Below are 15,628 nucleotides of genomic sequence, written 5' to 3'. Positions count from 1 at the left end.
TGAGCAACTGCGTCAGAACACCATCCCCCTGTGGAACCCGTACACCAACTGCGGCATGCCGTTTGTGGCCAACAACCAATCGGCCTGCTTCTACCCCGAGACCTGGCTCTTCATGCTGATGCCCCCGGAGCACGCCTTCGGCTGGGCGGCGCTGCTGTCGCTGCAGATGGGCGGCTGGTTCATGTTCCTGTTCCTCCGGGCGCTGCACCTGCGGCGCACGGCGGCGCTGGTCGGCGTGATGCCCTTCCTGCTGTGTGGGTTCATGGTGGGCTGGATGCTGCTGCCGACGGTGCGGGCAGTGCCGATGTGGCTGCCGCTGATGCTGCTGTGCGTGGAGCGGATTGTGGGGCGGCGGGCGAACGGCGTCCTCACCCCTACCCCTCTCCCTCGCTCCGCTGCGCTGCGCTCCGGAGAGGGGAACGGCAACGGCGTCCTACCCCCTGCCCCCTCCCTGAAGGGAGGGGGAACGGCTACGGCCACGGCTCCGGCTTGTGAGGTGGTGGATTGGCCCGATATCCCCAGGCGGCTGGTGATGGTCGCCATTGACCAGGGGGCGTTCCAGGTCGTGGATGTGGAGTACTGGAAGCGCGTCATTCGTGAGTTGGCCGCCGTGAAGATCAACTACATCATGCCTTACTTCGAGGGGGCGGGGTTCTTCTATGAGAAGTACCCCTTCCTGGCCCTCAAGGGGCGCAATGGCTTCACCATCGAGAAGGGCAAGCTGCTGAGTGAGTACGCCATGCAGCATGGCATGCGCCTGGTGCCCCAGCAGCAGACGCTCGGGCACTCGGGGAGCGTACTGTCCCATCCGGAGTTGAAGCATCTGCAGGAGAGCGGGGACGTCTACTGCTCCAGCAACCCCGAGACCTTCACGTTCCTCGGCGACCTGTTCGATGAACTGCTGCAGGCGTTCCCGTGCGCCGACGCGATCCATGTCGGGGGCGATGAATTCGGGCATGGCTTCGCCAAGTGCGACCAGTGCAAGGCGCGCGCCGAGGCGGTTGGCAAGCCGGGGCTGTACGCCGAGCACATGATGAAGATCCACCAGATGCTCGCCGACCGCAAGCGCGGGATGATGATCTGGTGGCACGAGCAGGGCTACACCGACGAGGCGAAAGACAAGCTGGCCAAGGACATCGTCGTGTTCGACTGGCACTACGGGAACCAATCGAGCTACCCCACGCTGCGACGGCTGCAGGAGGAGGGGTTTGCCAACACATGGGCCACGCCGGCTGTGACGCGGTACTACAACGGTGGCGATGATTGGAACAACACCTTCGGCAACATCAGCGGGTTCCTCGCGGCCGGTGTCGCACGGCAGGTGCCGGGCGAGTGCACCTGCACGTGGGTGCACGGCATCTGGGGCGGGCGGAACATCTTCGAGTTGAACCTGTATGGCGTGGTGTTCAGCGGGCAGTGCGGGTGGAACTCGGCGGCGTCGGACGCCGGCGACTTCCGCTGGCGGTTTGCGCGGCAGTGGTTCGGGGTGCCACCCGCAGCCGCTCCGGATGGCCTGGACGCAGCCGTGCTGCAGGCCATGCACGAGCCGTATGGCCAGCGCAAGGAGCAGGGCTTCTGGAGCAACAACCGCGTGCTCGAGGAGATGCTGGCCGTGCCGCTGGCCAAGACGGCGGAGGCGCTGGCCGCGAAGCCGGACCTGGCGGCGGAGGCGCAGCGGCTGCAGGGGTTCTGCGCACGGGCCGATGCGGCCATCGCGGAGTTGCGGAAGCTCGCCACGCGCAACACGGTGACGCTGGACTTCATGGCCCATGATGTGCACATCCACGACACGCTGGCGCGGCGGGTCCTGCTCACGAAGCAGCTTGTGGAACTGTGGCCGCAGCTTGGGGCATTGCCGCCGGCGGAGCGGCCGGCGAAGCTGCAGCCGGTGCTGGACGGGCTGAGGCGCTTGGCCGGGGACTACACGCAGATCGAGAAGATGTTCGACCGCTCGATCCTGGAGGCCGGGGGCGGACGGTGCGTGCCGGGCGGCTGGCCGGCCGACGGTGGGATCGTCTTCCGGGCGCAGAAGGGGCGGGAGGAGATGCAGAAGACGATGGCGGCGCTGGAGGCGGCGGTGCAGGCGGAGAAGCTGCCGGAGAAGGCGCTGTAGGGGGAGGCGGAACGGCAACGGCTACGGCTACGGCTACGGCTCGCGGGCAGGATGCCCGCGGTCCCAGTAACGGCGGGCCGGCTGATAGCCGGCCCCTCCAACGGCGACGGCCCAACGGCGACGGCCTGGTCGCGGTGCCCGCTACTCGACGATGCGGGGGCGGGTCTCGCAGGTCGGGCAGAGTTGCTGGCAGAGGCGGACCGTGGCGCCGAGGACTTCGGCGCCCGGCATCAGGTGGGTCTCAGCGTTACCGATGCGCCCGTCGCGGATGAGGCTGCGGGTGCGGAGAGCCTGTTCGAGCGCGTCCCATTCGACGCGGCACGGGCCGTTGCGCCAGTAGAGGCCCACCGCCGGGACGATGCGGCCCTGCATGTCCACCAGGCGGCGCGGCCAACCCTCAATGAAGCACGGCACACCGTACAGCGTCTCCCCCAGGTGTGCCATCGTGTTCACGTTCATCCCCACGCCCAGCAGCAGGACCTTGCCGCCCATCGCTGCGAGCTTACCCAGGGGTGAGATCAGGCCGAAGGTGCCGGCGGCGAGGTGGTCGCGCGTCAGCAACTGGGCGAGCGGGCCGATGGCGGCGGTCGGATGGGTCGGGTGTAGGCTGCGGTGGGCCTCCGGGCGGCGACGGAGTGCCTCGGTGATCGCCCCGTTGGTGGAGGGGCTGGTGTCCAGGTCGAAGATGTCGACGGCGCCGTGGTTGAAGGTCGGCACCATCACCGTACCCTCGGGGCCGACGGCTTCCAGTAAGGCATCCACGACCGTATCCACGCCACCCTCGACGTACCCGAAGGCGCTGAGAGATGAGTGGACCTGTACGAGGTCGCCGAGGGCCAGGCCGAGGTCGCGGAGGCCGGCGACGATGTCGGCCGCGGTGACGGAGGGCTGGTCAGGAGTGCTCATCGGCCGGGTCATAGCTCCGAGGGACTGACTTCGCGCGTGACGGTGTAGCTCCAGAAGCCGATCTCGCCCCCGGTGATACGCATCCACTCGTCCAGGTTGGCCTCGACGTAGCTGGGGTTGCCGTCCAGGATCTCGATGGTGGCCTCGGCGAAGCCCAGGAACTCACTGACGTGCCACGACCAGCGGCGGCCCTCGTTGAGCAGGTCGCGGTTGTCCGTCAGGCCGTCGCTGCTGCCGCGCTCGATGCGGGCGACGACGATCTGCGCCCCTGCGGCCGCGCGATCGGCGATCAGAGCGCGGGCGTGGGCGATGTCGTCCGGGTCCGTCAGCGGCAGGAGATAGGAGTCACTGTCGGCAGATGCCGGCCGGGACACCACGAAGTACGTCGTCCCGTCCGTCACCGTACCCGAACCCGAGCCGCAGCCGGCGAGCAGGGGCAGCAGGAGCATAGCGCCCAGGGGCAGCAGCCGGGCCACGGGGGCTAGACCTCCCCGTTGCGGCGGGCGTCACCGTACAGGGGCGACATCTCGCGCAGACGCTGGATGATGCCCGGCAGGACCTCGACGACGCGGTCTATTTCGGTCTCGGTGTTCTCGCGGCCGAGGCTGAGGCGCAAGCTGCCATGGGCGATGGCATGGGGGAAGCCCATGGCCATCAGGCAGTGGCTGGGGTCGAGGCTACCCGAGGTGCAGGCCGAGCCCGAGGAGGCGCAGATGTCGTAGGCGTCCAGGCTCAGCAGGATGCCCTCACCCTCGATGTAGCGGAAGCAGAAGCTGGCGATGTTGGGCAGGCGCTGCTCGGGGTGGCCGGTGTACAGCAGGTACTCGATGCGGTCCGTGATGCCCTGCTTGAGGCGCTCGCGCAGCGCGAAGATGCGGGCATTGTCCTCGTCCATGCGGCGGCTGAGCAGCTCGCAAGCCTGGCCCATGCCGACGATGCCGGCGACGTTCTCGGTGCCCGAACGGATACCGCGCTCCTGGGCGCCGCCGTCAATGACCGGCCAGACCCGCGTGCTCTTCTTCAGGTACAGCACCCCCACGCCCTTGGGGCCGTAGATCTTGTGGGCCGAGAAGGCCATCATGTCCGCGCCCATCTGTTTGACGTCAATGGGGATGCGGCCCAACGACTGCACGCCGTCGGTGTGGAAGGCCACACCGCGCTCGTGGCACAGCGCCGCGATCTCCTCGACCGGCTCGACCGTGCCGACCTCGTTGTTGGCGTGCATGATCGTCACCAGGAGCGTGTCGTCGCGAATGGCCTCGGCCACCTGCTGGGGGTCCACCATGCCGTGCTGGTCCACGCACAGCGTGGTGACCTCGAAGCCCATCTTCTGCAGGCGCTCGCAGGCGTGCAAGACGGCGTGGTGCTCGATGGCGCAGGTGATCAGATGCTTGCCCTTGTCCTGGTGGGCCCAGGCATAGCCCTTGATGGCCAGGTTGTCTGCTTCGGAGCCGCCGCCGGTGAAGATGATCTCGCGCGGGTCGGCGTTGATGAGCGCGGCAACCTGCTCGCGCGCCCGGTCCATGGCTGCACGCGATTGACCCGCCAGGCGGTAGACGCTGCTGGGGTTGCCGAACTGGTCCTGCAAGAAGGGGAGCATCTGCTCCAGCACTTCGGGATCAACCTTGGTGGTTGCTGAATGGTCGAGATAGATCATCCCGTGTCCTCGCCTCATGGTGCGTCGGTTGGGTGCCTAATCATAAGCAGGTTATGCAGTTGGAGTCAAACGTTTGTCGGGGAGGCGGGATCGGGGATTGGGGATTGGGGATTGGGGAGGCGGGAGGCGGGAGGCGGGAGGCATACCTCCGCCCAGTGCCGGCGTCTCGCCGGCCATGGGCGGAGGGGTTCTTCCCGCGGGCGGAGGGATTGGGGCGGCCGATAGGGAACGGGAGTGGAGAGGGGCCTGGGCCGGCGGGACGCCGGCACTGATGTGATTCTGATGCGGAACCAGATCTTCATGCCCATGCGGATCCCATTGCTGATCGTGGCCCTGATCGCTTGCATCTGCAGCCTGGCGCCTGCGAAGACGCTGGCGTCATGGGACTTCGCCAAGGGGCTGGCCGGCTGGCGCGATGAAGCCACCTCCATGCCGCAGACGAGCGCTGAGGGCACGCTGTGGCCGGGCTCGGATGAGGGCGTGTCGCTGCGCTCGCCGGCCCTGGAAGTCCCCACGCAGGCCTTCCAGACCATCGAGCTCTCGCTGAGCGTCCGCAGCGCCGGGCCGATCCACCTGGTGTGGCAGGGCGAGAGCCGCACGGGGGCAGCGACGGGCTGGCAGGGGGCCCTCCCGGTGCAGGTCCCCGCTGACGGGCAGAACCATGATCTGCGCCTGCTGCCGCACTGGCAGAACCTGCGGACTGTGACGGGGCTGCGCCTCATGGGGCCGCCCGGGCTGCAACTGCGGCTGCGCACCGTGCGCCTGGTGGGGCCGGACGCGGAGCCAACGGGCCAGGCCCAGTGGCAGTTCGACAACCCCGCCCAGGCCGGGCAGTGGCTACCGGTGCTGGGGGTAGCGGTGCTGCGCCCCGGGGTGGATGGCACGCAGATGCGGCTGATGGATCGCGACGTCGTGCTGGCTTCGCCGCCCCTGGCGGTACCGACGTACCGCTACGAGTGGCTGAGCCTCGAGTTGACCGTGCGCGACCCTGTGTCCATGCAACTGCAGTGGGCCACGACCGTGCAGCGCGGTCTGCACGGCCCGACGCTGGCCCTGCGGCCGGGGCGGCACACCTACAACATGCATTGCAGCGATGAGGAGTCGTGGAACGGGGACCTGGCCGGGTTGGCGCTGGCAGTGGGGGCTGAAGGCGCGATGAATCGCGCCACTACGCCGGAGGTATTGGTCCACGACCTGCGGCTGAGCAATGCGCCGCAAGGGCCGGCGGACCTGCGCACGGCGTTCGCGGGGCCGGTGGAGCCCGCCATCGAGGCGGGGCGGGCCTTCCGGTTCGTGTGGGTGCTACAGAACGAGGGTGGCGTGGAGGCGCGACCAATCCGCGTCAGCGTGACCGCCGATGACAGTATCTCCATTCCGGACGGCGTCTCGGTGGTCGAGCGCCTGCCGCACGGTGTGCCCGAGCCCGTGACGTGGCTGGCGAAGGCGTCCGGCCCGGGCACGGTGCACCTGCGGGCCGACTACGGCGACCGGACGCTGCAGGAGGACCTGCGACTGGAGCCGGCTCCGGCGTCCGGCATCCCGGTGGCCGAGCGTGTGCCGGCGCCGACGGCGAAGGGTGCGCAGCCGCTGTACGCGCACCTGCACGAGCCACCGCCGCCAGGCATGGGCCCGGCGATCCTGGACCGGATGCTGTACCGGCGACCGTACCTGGGCGACTATGCCCTCGACCCCGAGGTCGTGGACTGGCAGGTGAAGTGGGGGCTGGAGCACGGCCTGAGCGGCTTCATCGTGGACGTGCGCAAGGACGAGGGGAGGGTGCTGGACGCCTTCCTGGGGTCGCGGCTGGCGCGGCAAGCCGGGCTGTGCCTGCGCTGGACCGACCCGGTGCCGACCGCCGACGCCGCGCGAGAGTTGCTGGCCGAGTTGGCGCCGATCATGGCCCAGCCGAACTACCTGCGCCACCAGGGCAAGCCTGTGCTGCTCGTGGGACAGGCCCTGCAGCGGGGCCGCGAGGGGTGGGGCCTGAGCGACCTGCGGGCCGTGGCGGCCGAGGGTGCGGTGGCGCTGGTGGCGTGCATGCCGCTGAACATGGCGTCTGCAGAACTGCTGCAGACGGCAGGCTATGTGGCAGCGGCCGACCTGCATACCGAGGACCTCGTGGCGGCGTGCCAGCCCGTGCTGGAAGCCTGGGAGGACGCCACGCAGCGGCAAGTGCCCCACGTGCTGTGCCTGCAGCCGGCGTGGCAGGCCGACCTGACGCCCGAGCGTCTGCAGATGCTGCTGCGGATCGCGCTGCTGCGAGGCCGACGCCCCGACAGCCTGGCCCTGCCGGTGGTGATCGCGGGGGACTGGAACGGCACACCGGGGCTCGAGCCCTGCCGGCCGGAGGGGACGCGGTGGCTCGATGCGCTGGCGGCGGCGACGGGGGTGGCGGCCAGCGCCGGTGACGGCGGGCCGGCTGGTAGCCGGCCCCTCCACGACACGCGGTTGGTGCTGCCGGGGGAGGTGGGAATGGGGCCGTATGACCGCTCCTATCCGGCGCCGCCCCGGACCTGGGAGTTTGACACCAAGGAGACCTGGACGTCGGCGATGGGCATGAGCGTGCTGCGCATCCTCGACGGGCAGCTTACCGGCCGTACCGACAGCGACCAGCCCGCGATGTTTGGCGGCGACACGATGCTGGACACGCGGCCGTACAAGACGGCGCTGATCGGGCTGGCGGCATCAGCAGGCAAGCAGGGGCGGCTCTGGTGGCGCACCAGCCTGCGCAAGCTCACTGTAGAACACAGTCTGTCATTCGACATAGTCGCAGATGGGGCCGTCCACGAGTACCGGCTCGACCTGAGCCAGGCGCCGGGGTGGGAGGGCTATCTGAGGGGGCTGCGGCTGGACCCGACCGATGTGGCGGGAGCAGCGGTGGCGCTGGACTACGTGCGGATCGTGCCCTGAGAAGGAGGGCCGAGGTGCTCAACCTCGCGTTTCGCTCGTTTGCCGTTCTGGGCGTGCTGTTCGGGCTGTTGTTTGCCGTACTGGTGGCGGCGCTGTACGCCGCCGATCTGCCCACCGCCACGGCCCTGCCGCTGGCGCTGGGCATCGCCATCGGCATGTCGGCGCTGCAGTTCGCCATCTCGCCGACAATCCTGCAGTGGATCCTGAAGATCAACTGGGTCGCGCCGGAGACGGTGAGTCCGCAGCTGGGCAGCAGACTGCGCGAGATGTGCTTGCAGCGGCGGCTGCCCGTCCCGCGGTTCGGGATCATCGAGGACGGCAACCCCAATGCCTTCTGCTTCGGCCACTGGCCGAGCGATGCGCGGCTGGTGCTGACGCGCGGGCTGGTGGAGATGTGCGACGAGGCCGAGACCGAGGCGGTCATGGCGCACGAGCTGGGGCACATTGCCCACTGGGACTTCGTGGTGATGACGGTGGCGGCGACGGTGCCGCTGGTGCTGTACATCATCTATCGGTTCGGCATCCGGGCCGGGCGCGGCCGGGGCAAGAACGCCGGGGCCATCGTGGCCGTGGCGATTGCCTCGTACATCGCGTATCTGATCAGCGAGTACATCGTGCTGTTCCTGTCGCGCGTGCGCGAGTACTACGCCGATCAGTACTCGGCCGTCGTCACCCGCAACCCGAATGCGCTGGCCTCGGCGCTGGTGAAGATCGCCTACGGCCTGGCGCGCACGGCCCCGGCGGTGGCCGACAAGAAGAAGCAGGCGGAGGTGTCCGTGGTGGCGGCCGGGGGCGCGAAGATGATGGGCATCTTCGACCCCAAGTACGGCAGCTCCATGGCCCTGGCGGTGGCCGGTGGATACCAGGAGAGCACCCGGTCGTACGACCACCGGACGGCGCTGAACGCGATGCGCTGGGACCTGTGGAACCCCTGGGCCACGGTGGCCGAGCTATCGTCCTCACACCCGCTGCCGGCCAAGCGCCTGGGGCACCTGGACCGGCTGGCGACGGCGATCGGGCAGCGGCCCATGTACGACCTGCCCGACACCAAGCCGGAGAGCTACTGGGACGACTTCGCCACCGACCTGCTGTTCAACTACCTGCCCCTGCTGGGGTTCCTCGTGGCGGGCATCGGGGCCCTGACCATGACAGGGGTCAAGGAGGAGAGCTGGTATCTGGTCGGAGCGGTGGCTGTGGCCGGCTGGGCCCTGTGCAACCTGGTCCGCCTTGGGTTCGCCTACCCCAAGCAGGAGTTCCCGTCGGCCCGAATCGCCGACGTGGTGGGCGAGGTCAAAGTGTCGCACATTCGCTGCAAGCCGGTGACGCTGCGGGGCAAGGTCATCGGGCGCGGCATCCCGGGGCTCTACTGGAGTGAGGACCTCGTCATCCACGATGGCAGCGGCTTCATGACCACCGACTACCGGCAGCCGCTACGCCTCCTGGAGTTCCTGTTCGGCCTCTTCCGCGCGGAGAGCTTCATCGGGCAGGATGTGGTGATGCGCGGCTGGTACCGGCGCTACCCGATCCCCTATCTGGAACTGTGGAAGGTCCAACTGCCCGATGGCACGACGCACACCTGCCACAACTGGGCCATGAAGTTCTGGGGCACGGTTTTGGTGCTGGCCGTCGCGGCGTTCGGCATACTGTTCGGGATGGGAATGGTGTTGTCAGGCTAATGCTGGTCAAACAAGACGCAGACGCCATAGCGGAGTTTGAGACCGACGAGGGCGGGGCCTTCCACGCCGCCGGTGTCGAGGCGGTGTATTTCCCCGAGAACGTGGACGACGTCGCACAGTTGCTGCGCGATGCCAACGCGCGGGGCGTATCTGTCACCACCTCGGGCGGGGGCACCGGCCTGACGGGCGGGCGGGTAGCGACCGGCGGGGGCTGGGTGCTGAGCACCGCGGAGATGCGAGAAGCCAGGGGTCTGTCCCCGGAGAGAGCGGCGGCGCCGCTCGCGCAGGGGGCTGACCCCGAGGGGGAGGCCCTGCGGGGTCAGCCCTCTGCGGGGACAGACCCCCCACGTGTCGAGCACGAGCAGTTCGGGCGGACGTACAGCATCCTGCTTGATGAGGAACGGTTGGAGGCGGTGGCGCCGACGGGGCTCACGCTGGAGTTGTTGGGGGGGATGCTGCCGGCCGGAGTGATCTACCCGCCCGATCCCACCGAGCGCACCGCGACGCTGGGGGGCAGCATCGCCACCAATGCCTCGGGGGCGCGGACCTTCCACTATGGCGCGACGCGGCAGTGGGTTGAGGCCCTGGAGTTGGTGCTGCCGACAGGTGAGCCGCTGACCGTGGAGCGCGGCGACGTCACGGCGCGCGACGGCCGCCTGCGCTTCGCCGTGGGCGGCCGCGACCTGGACATCCCCATACCGACCTATCCCATGCCGGCCGTGAAGAACGCCGCCGGGCTCTACGCCGCCCCGGACATGGACCTGGTGGACCTGTTCGTGGGAGCCGAAGGCATTCTGGGGGTCGTTACGCAGGCGCGGCTGAAGCTGGCGCGCCTGGACAGGGAGATCATCGCCGAGATCGCCTTCTTCAGCAGCCTGGAGGACGCCTTCGGCTTCGTGGCGGACCTGCGGCAGGCCAAGGCGGAGGGGCTGCCAGTGCTGTCCATCGAGTACTTTGACGGGCACGCCCTGAACTTCATGCAGCACCCGACCGTGCGCGGCAACTATGCCGCCGCGATCTACACCGAGATCGCCGGGAGCATGGACGACGCCGAGGCGCTGCTGGTGGCGCTCGAGGAGAACCACGTCGCGCAGGACTGGTTCGCCGAGGATGCCGCCGAGCGCCAGGAGCAGAAGGACTTCCGGCATTCGCTGCCCGACGGCGTGAACGCCTACCTGCGGCGGCAGGGGAGCTACAAGCTCGGCACCGACTTTGCCGTGCCCGCCGAGCAGTTCCCGAAGCTGCTGGCACTCAGCATCGAGGCCGCCGACTCCTTCCGCGCGCAGTTCCCCCATGAGGGCGAGCACACCGCCACCTGGGGGCACCTGGGCAACTACCACCTGCACTTCAACTTCCTGGCGCGCAACACCGAAGAGCTGACCGTGGCCCAGCGGCTGTATGCCGGGCTGGCGCAGCAGGCCGCGGCGCTGGGCGGGACCATCTCCGCCGAGCACGGCCTCGGCAAGAAGACGGCCGAGGTGAACGGCCGGAACGTGCCGTACCTGCAGATCATGTACGGCGAGGACGGCCTGCGCCAGATCGCCGCGGTGAAGCAAGTGTTGGACCCGAACTGGATTCTGAACCCCGGGAACATGATCCCCGGACGGATGTAGGCCCATGCCAGGGCGGGGCGTCGGTGCAGGCGACGGCGCCCCCGCCCTTTGTCGCGCCCTGTACCTATCCCAGACGGCGGGGCCCCGTCGGCTGTGCCGACACCCCGCCCTGACACGCAAGGAGACACAATGCCCGCACCGTTCGACTTCCACATTCACACCACGTATCTGCGCTGTGCCAATGAGACCATGACCGTCCCCGCGCTCGTGGAGCGCTGCGAGGGTCTTGGCCTCGAGGCCATCGCCATCACCGACCACCTCAACGCCCCCGAGTTCCTGCCCAAGCACGACTTGATCAAGCAGGACCTCGCCCAGATCAACAGCCGGATGAAGATCTACTTCGGGGTCGAGGTCAATGTCATCAACAAGGACACGGGGGCGGTGTCCATTGACCGCGAGCAGTTGGCCCAGGGCGGCTTTGAGACCGTGATCGGCGGGCCGCACACGTCATACTTCAGCGAGCCGGACAAGTCCGCAATCATCGATCTGCAGCACCAACTGATGCTGCAAGTCATCGCCAACCCGCTGGTGGACGTGCTGGTGCATCCGTGGTGGTTCGGGGCCGGGGAGTTCAAGCCGGGCGGGCCGATGGAGTGGCTGACGGACATGGGACAGATCCCTGACTGGCACGCCCGGGAGATCGCCGACGCAGCGCTAGCCCATGGCACCGCCATCGAGGCGAACCACTCGGCCTTCTTCACCGCGGCCCAGTATGGCGAGGCCTTCCGCGAGTCCTACCGGCACTACATCGCGAGCATCGCCCAGCGCGGGGTGAAGATCAGCGTCTCGACGGACGCCCACGACATCAACAGCCTCGACGGCATCCACCACATGATGGATGTCCTCGAGAGCGTGGGCGTGACGCGAGACCAGCTCTGGACGCCGGAGATGAAGAAGCCGAAGTAGGGAATCGGGAATCGGGAATCGAGGGGGGCGGAGGCGTGCCATGCGGAGCTTCCTGGCGTTGGTGACGTTGTTGGCCTGCCTGCCCGCGCAGGCCCAGCCCATCACGCAGCTCAAGCCCCTGGTCCCGCGGACCGAACTGATCGTCGGCGGGCAGGCCCGGTGCGCCATCGTGTGCCCCGAGGGCCTGCGCCCAGTGGGGGAGGAGCTGGCCGCGGCGCTGGCGACGCATGGCGCGAAGCCCGAGACCATCCGCGACACCGATCTGGTCTCCGAGCACTGGGCGCTTGACCTGGCGCGGGCCGGGAAGCGCCACCTCGTGGCGCTGGGCAATGTCAACACCAATCGTCTGCTGGCGGTGCTGTGGGGACAGGGCTACGTCGCTGAAGACTCCCTGTTCCCCGGCCCCGGCGGCAGCGTCGTCCGCACGGTGCACGACCCCTTCGCCACCGGCGTGAACGTGCTGGAGCTGGCGGGATCGGACGAGGCAGGTGTGCGACTGGCAGTGCAGGGCTTCCTGTCCAGGCACGTGCCGCCCCGTGGCGAGGTCGTGCTCCCGCAGCCCGTCAATGAGGTGAAGTTCACCCCTGTCACACTCCGCTTTTTTCCCCCGCCGCCGGACGCCGCCGGCTCCAAGCGCCAACCGCAATACAGCGACCTCACGTACTTCCGCACGTTCCTGCAGGCGGGAGGCTTCATGGACGAGCAGGGGCGCCTCATCGCCAGCCAGGGGGGCAACTTCCTGAGCCTGATGGCCGCACTCGCTCGCCTCGGCGACACGTGGCTGCGCACCGGCAACGCCGACCTGCCGCCGCTGATGAAGCAGCTCGTGGACGCCAACCGGGCGCTGCTGACCCGGCCCGCGACGGGGCCGGAGCAGGAGGGCGTCGCCAGCGTGCTGACGCCGATGTGGGATGTGCTGGAGGAGCTGCCGGTGTGGAGCGACGAGGACCGGCTGGCGATTGCCAACGCGCTGCTGGCCGATGCGCGGGTGGGGCCCGAGAAGCGGGCTGTGCACGAACTGGTGAAGCAGGGCTTCGTGCAGGTCGTGGATGAGAACCACGGCACCAGCTCCGCCGCCATGAGCTTTCGGGCGTGGCAGTACTTCGACAAGTACTACCAGTTGCCCGACACCGCGTATTGGATGAGCGTGGCACGGGCGACCTTCGCCGGGCAGTGCCACAGCCACCAGATCCTCGAAGACGCCTCGGGTTACCTGAATTACTGCCCGCACAGCACCATGCTGTATGCCTGCGGGGCGCGCGACTTGCGTTTCTTCGATCTGGGCATCGCGCGCACGTACGCCGAGTTCATCGCCCAGTGCTGTGTCAACAACCTCGGGCTGGCCACCGGCTTCGGGGACTCGCCCTCGCTTGTGCATCCCGAGTTCTTCGAGGCGATTGCGCCCGTGGCGTGGTTCACCCGCGACCCGAAGCTCGCCTGGGCCTCCCGGGAGTTCCTGCCGGCGGCCTGCGGGCTGCGCATCTTCCAGAAGAGCCTGCCGGTGGACTTGAGCGTCACGCCGCAGGAGCCGACCGACTGGATCGGCATGAAGCGGTTCGCGATCGTCAAGCAAACGCTGCGCAAGGGCGAAGGCAGCAAGGAGTTCGTGACGTGCCCGAACGAGGGCGTCGGTGACGAGTGGTTCAACAAGATCGTCTTCCGCTCGGGCCTCAAGCCCGAGGACCAGTACCTGCTGCTCGACGGAGCAGGGAAGTTCGGGAGTCTGGAGGGATACCCCGACGGCCCGGCCGGCCACATGCACGAGGACGTCAACACGATCGTCAACTTCACCGCCCAGGGCCGCATGTGGCTGGTGGATCACACGTACGCCGAGCGCGGCATCAAGGACCATTCGGGCCTGTACATCATGCGCGACGGGCAGGTATCGTATCGCGTCCACGAGGCGAAGCTGAAGCAGTTCGTTGAGGGGCCGCGCTACAGCCTGTGCCAGACCGTGTTCAGCGGTTACTCCGGGGCGGACTGGGAGCGCACGATCATCTGGCATCGGGGGGCCAGCTTCATCGTGGCCGATCGGGTCATTGCCCGCGAGCCGGGGCGGTATGTGGTGCGGCGGAGCTTCCGTGGGCTGGGCGACTACGCCCTGCAGCCGGACCGCCTGCGCCTCAAGCAGGCGGGGAAGGCCTGTGACATCGTCTTCACTCCCGGCGCCAGCATGGATGTCGTGCAGGAGCCGTACCAGAACGCGGAAGAGTGGCAGATGTGGTACCGCCACGCGACGCCGCAGGCCACGGTGTTGCAGGAGGACCTGGCGGCCGATCTGAAGGCCGGTGAGACGCTCGGCTTCATCGGCCTGCTGCGGGCCGGGGAGAGTGAGGCGGCGCTCGACCAGGCGCCGCCGCTGCGTGATGAACTGCAGGCGGCGCTGCGGGAACTGCAGGCCCAGCCGGCCCTGGCGGCGGTGTGTGCCGACCTGCGAGCGCTGGCTCAGCCCCAGAGCGCGGCCCCGGCCCCGGCTGCGGCGTTCGGCGTGACGGCATGCACGGCAAAGCTGGCTCAGGCGCTGCACGGGCTGCGGGTGGCCGACGTCAATGGTGATGGCAAGGACGAGTGGGTGGGGTATGGACCCGCGGGGGTGAGCTGCAGCACGGCCGACGGCAAGCTGCTGTGGCAGTTCCGGCTGCCACAGGCTTGCCGGGCGCTCGACGTGGGCAACCTGGACAACGACCCGCGCCTGGAGATCGTCGCCGGGTGCGACGACGAGCAGGTGTACGCGCTGGATGATGATGGCAAGGAGCTGTGGCGCTTCCGGTGCAAGACGGCCACGGCCAGCTACGCACCGCCGGCGGTGGACTGGGTGCGGATCGCCGACCTCGAGCACGACGAGCAGCCGGAGATCATCGTCGGAGCGAACTACGTGCACTGCCTGGATCGCACGGGCCGGGTGAAGTGGGAGAAGTACCTGCGCTACTGGCGCAAGATGATCGTGGGCGACTTCCAGTCGGGCGACATCGCCGATGTCAACGGCGACGGGCGGGACGACATCCTGGCCCTGTTCAACTACAGCTACCCCGTCGCGCTGGTGTTCGACGCCGCCGGCCAGGTGATCCTGCCGACGGACTACAACCCCGAGAAGCACTACGGGATGAACATTGACCGGCCGCACTGCGCCCTGCTGACCGACCTGTTCGGCTCCGGCCACCCGCAGATGCTGCTGGGCACCGACAAGTACTTGTACGCCTTCTGGGCGCACGGGCCCAACGCCGGGACGAGCGGCGTGCGCCGGACCGGGTGCCACCTGCACTTGACCTCGTGGCAGCCGGCCGCGGGCTTCCCGTGGGGCTATGGCGCGACGGATATGGGGGCCGTCATCGCCTATCGCTGCGCGGCAGCGCCCAGGAACGAGTGGATCGGCCTGGAGACGCAGTGGTGCCAGGTGGTGGGGGACAAGGTCACGGCGCTGGCGGTGGGCAAGCTGGGTGGCCAGGAGGTCGTGTGGGTCGGCACGAAGCGAGGGCGGGCGTGGGCCATGGAGGCGGTGACGGGCAAGGTGGTCGGTCAGTGCGAGGTAGCGCCGGCGGCTGTGACAGGCCTGATCGCCACCGGGGAAGGGGTGCTGGCCGCCGCGGCCGATGGGACCGTGGCGAAGCTGACGGCGCCGTAGCGTGTTAGTCCAGGTAGCCGAGGGCCTTGAGGCGCTCGATGATGACGCGCATCTCGGCCTCTGTGGGTTCGGCGGAGCCTCCGCGGGCATCATGCGCAGCCGCCAGGTCGCGCAGGACGTAGACGACGAACTCCGTCACGCTGGAGAAGCCGGTGCCCTCGATGATCCTCTTCAGGCGCACGTACAGCGGTTCAGGGATCTTGATCGTCACGCGGCTGGGCATGA

The 15,628-nt window shown here is 68.6% G+C and carries 10 protein-coding genes; 6 read left to right on the top strand and 4 right to left on the bottom strand.

What is annotated here, in order from left to right:
• Positions 1-2,113 (top strand): family 20 glycosylhydrolase (locus tag LLH23_04650; protein ID MCE5237764.1); only part of this gene is annotated, 2,113 nt, incomplete at its 5' end.
• A 141-nt stretch (positions 2,114-2,254) separates the two neighbouring features.
• Here the strand turns inward: LLH23_04650 and LLH23_04645 are convergent.
• From LLH23_04645 to nifS, 3 genes are read right to left on the bottom strand one after another with little or no spacing between them, the layout of a single operon-like run.
• Positions 2,255-3,019 carry an AAC(3) family N-acetyltransferase gene (locus LLH23_04645; protein MCE5237763.1) on the bottom strand — a complete coding sequence of 255 codons (765 nt, stop codon included), beginning with the start codon at positions 3,017-3,019 and terminating at the stop codon, positions 2,255-2,257.
• 8 nt (positions 3,020-3,027) lie between these two features.
• The gene (locus LLH23_04640; protein MCE5237762.1) at positions 3,028-3,495 is read right to left on the bottom strand and encodes a hypothetical protein; all 468 of its coding nucleotides are present in this window, start codon (positions 3,493-3,495) and stop codon (positions 3,028-3,030) included.
• A gap of 5 nt (positions 3,496-3,500) precedes the next feature.
• Positions 3,501-4,676 carry a cysteine desulfurase NifS gene (nifS, locus tag LLH23_04635; GenBank protein MCE5237761.1) on the bottom strand — a complete coding sequence of 392 codons (1,176 nt, stop codon included), beginning with the start codon at positions 4,674-4,676 and terminating at the stop codon, positions 3,501-3,503.
• Positions 4,677-4,958: 282 nt separating this feature from the next.
• Between nifS and LLH23_04630 the strand changes: the two genes are divergently transcribed.
• The 5 genes from LLH23_04630 (at position 4,959) to LLH23_04610 (ending at position 15,403) form a co-directional block, all read left to right on the top strand.
• Positions 4,959-7,586 (top strand): hypothetical protein, encoded by a 2,628-nt coding sequence (locus tag LLH23_04630; protein ID MCE5237760.1) that lies wholly within the window; start codon positions 4,959-4,961, stop codon positions 7,584-7,586.
• Positions 7,587-7,600: 14 nt separating this feature from the next.
• Complete coding sequence (locus LLH23_04625) at positions 7,601-9,262, top strand: M48 family metalloprotease (protein ID MCE5237759.1); 1,662 nt, start codon at positions 7,601-7,603, stop codon at positions 9,260-9,262.
• Entirely contained in the window at positions 9,262-10,875 is a 1,614-nt protein-coding gene (locus LLH23_04620; GenBank protein MCE5237758.1) for an FAD-binding oxidoreductase, read from the top strand. The genes LLH23_04625 and LLH23_04620 overlap by 1 nt, the downstream gene beginning before the upstream one ends.
• 129 nt (positions 10,876-11,004) lie before the next feature.
• Positions 11,005-11,781, top strand: a complete 777-nt coding sequence (locus tag LLH23_04615) for a PHP domain-containing protein (GenBank protein ID MCE5237757.1) — start codon at positions 11,005-11,007, stop codon at positions 11,779-11,781.
• 40 nt (positions 11,782-11,821) lie between these two features.
• On the top strand, positions 11,822-15,403 hold the full coding sequence (locus LLH23_04610) for a hypothetical protein (protein ID MCE5237756.1): 3,582 nt from the start codon (positions 11,822-11,824) through the stop codon (positions 15,401-15,403).
• 4 nt (positions 15,404-15,407) lie between these two features.
• Here the strand turns inward: LLH23_04610 and LLH23_04605 are convergent, their stop codons facing one another.
• Positions 15,408-15,626 carry a ribbon-helix-helix domain-containing protein gene (locus LLH23_04605; protein MCE5237755.1) on the bottom strand — a complete coding sequence of 73 codons (219 nt, stop codon included), beginning with the start codon at positions 15,624-15,626 and terminating at the stop codon, positions 15,408-15,410.
• Between the last annotated feature and the right edge of the window lie 2 nt (positions 15,627-15,628).

It is taken from the genome of bacterium, from assembly GCA_021372615.1.
Lineage (GTDB): Bacteria > Armatimonadota > Zipacnadia > Zipacnadales > UBA11051 > JAJFUB01.
Note: the sequence above shows the minus strand (reverse complement) of the source record. Positions and strands in the feature narration are given on the sequence as shown.

Coding starts and splice junctions, on each gene's coding strand:
- LLH23_04605 (MCE5237755.1), bottom strand. CDS start 15,626: ATGCCCAGCCGCGTGACGATCAAGATCCCTGAACCGCTGTACGTGCGC.
- LLH23_04630 (MCE5237760.1), top strand. CDS start 4,959: ATGCGGAACCAGATCTTCATGCCCATGCGGATCCCATTGCTGATCGTG.
- LLH23_04645 (MCE5237763.1), bottom strand. CDS start 3,019: ATGAGCACTCCTGACCAGCCCTCCGTCACCGCGGCCGACATCGTCGCC.
- LLH23_04620 (MCE5237758.1), top strand. CDS start 9,262: ATGCTGGTCAAACAAGACGCAGACGCCATAGCGGAGTTTGAGACCGAC.
- nifS (MCE5237761.1), bottom strand. CDS start 4,676: ATGATCTATCTCGACCATTCAGCAACCACCAAGGTTGATCCCGAAGTG.
- LLH23_04615 (MCE5237757.1), top strand. CDS start 11,005: ATGCCCGCACCGTTCGACTTCCACATTCACACCACGTATCTGCGCTGT.
- LLH23_04610 (MCE5237756.1), top strand. CDS start 11,822: ATGCGGAGCTTCCTGGCGTTGGTGACGTTGTTGGCCTGCCTGCCCGCG.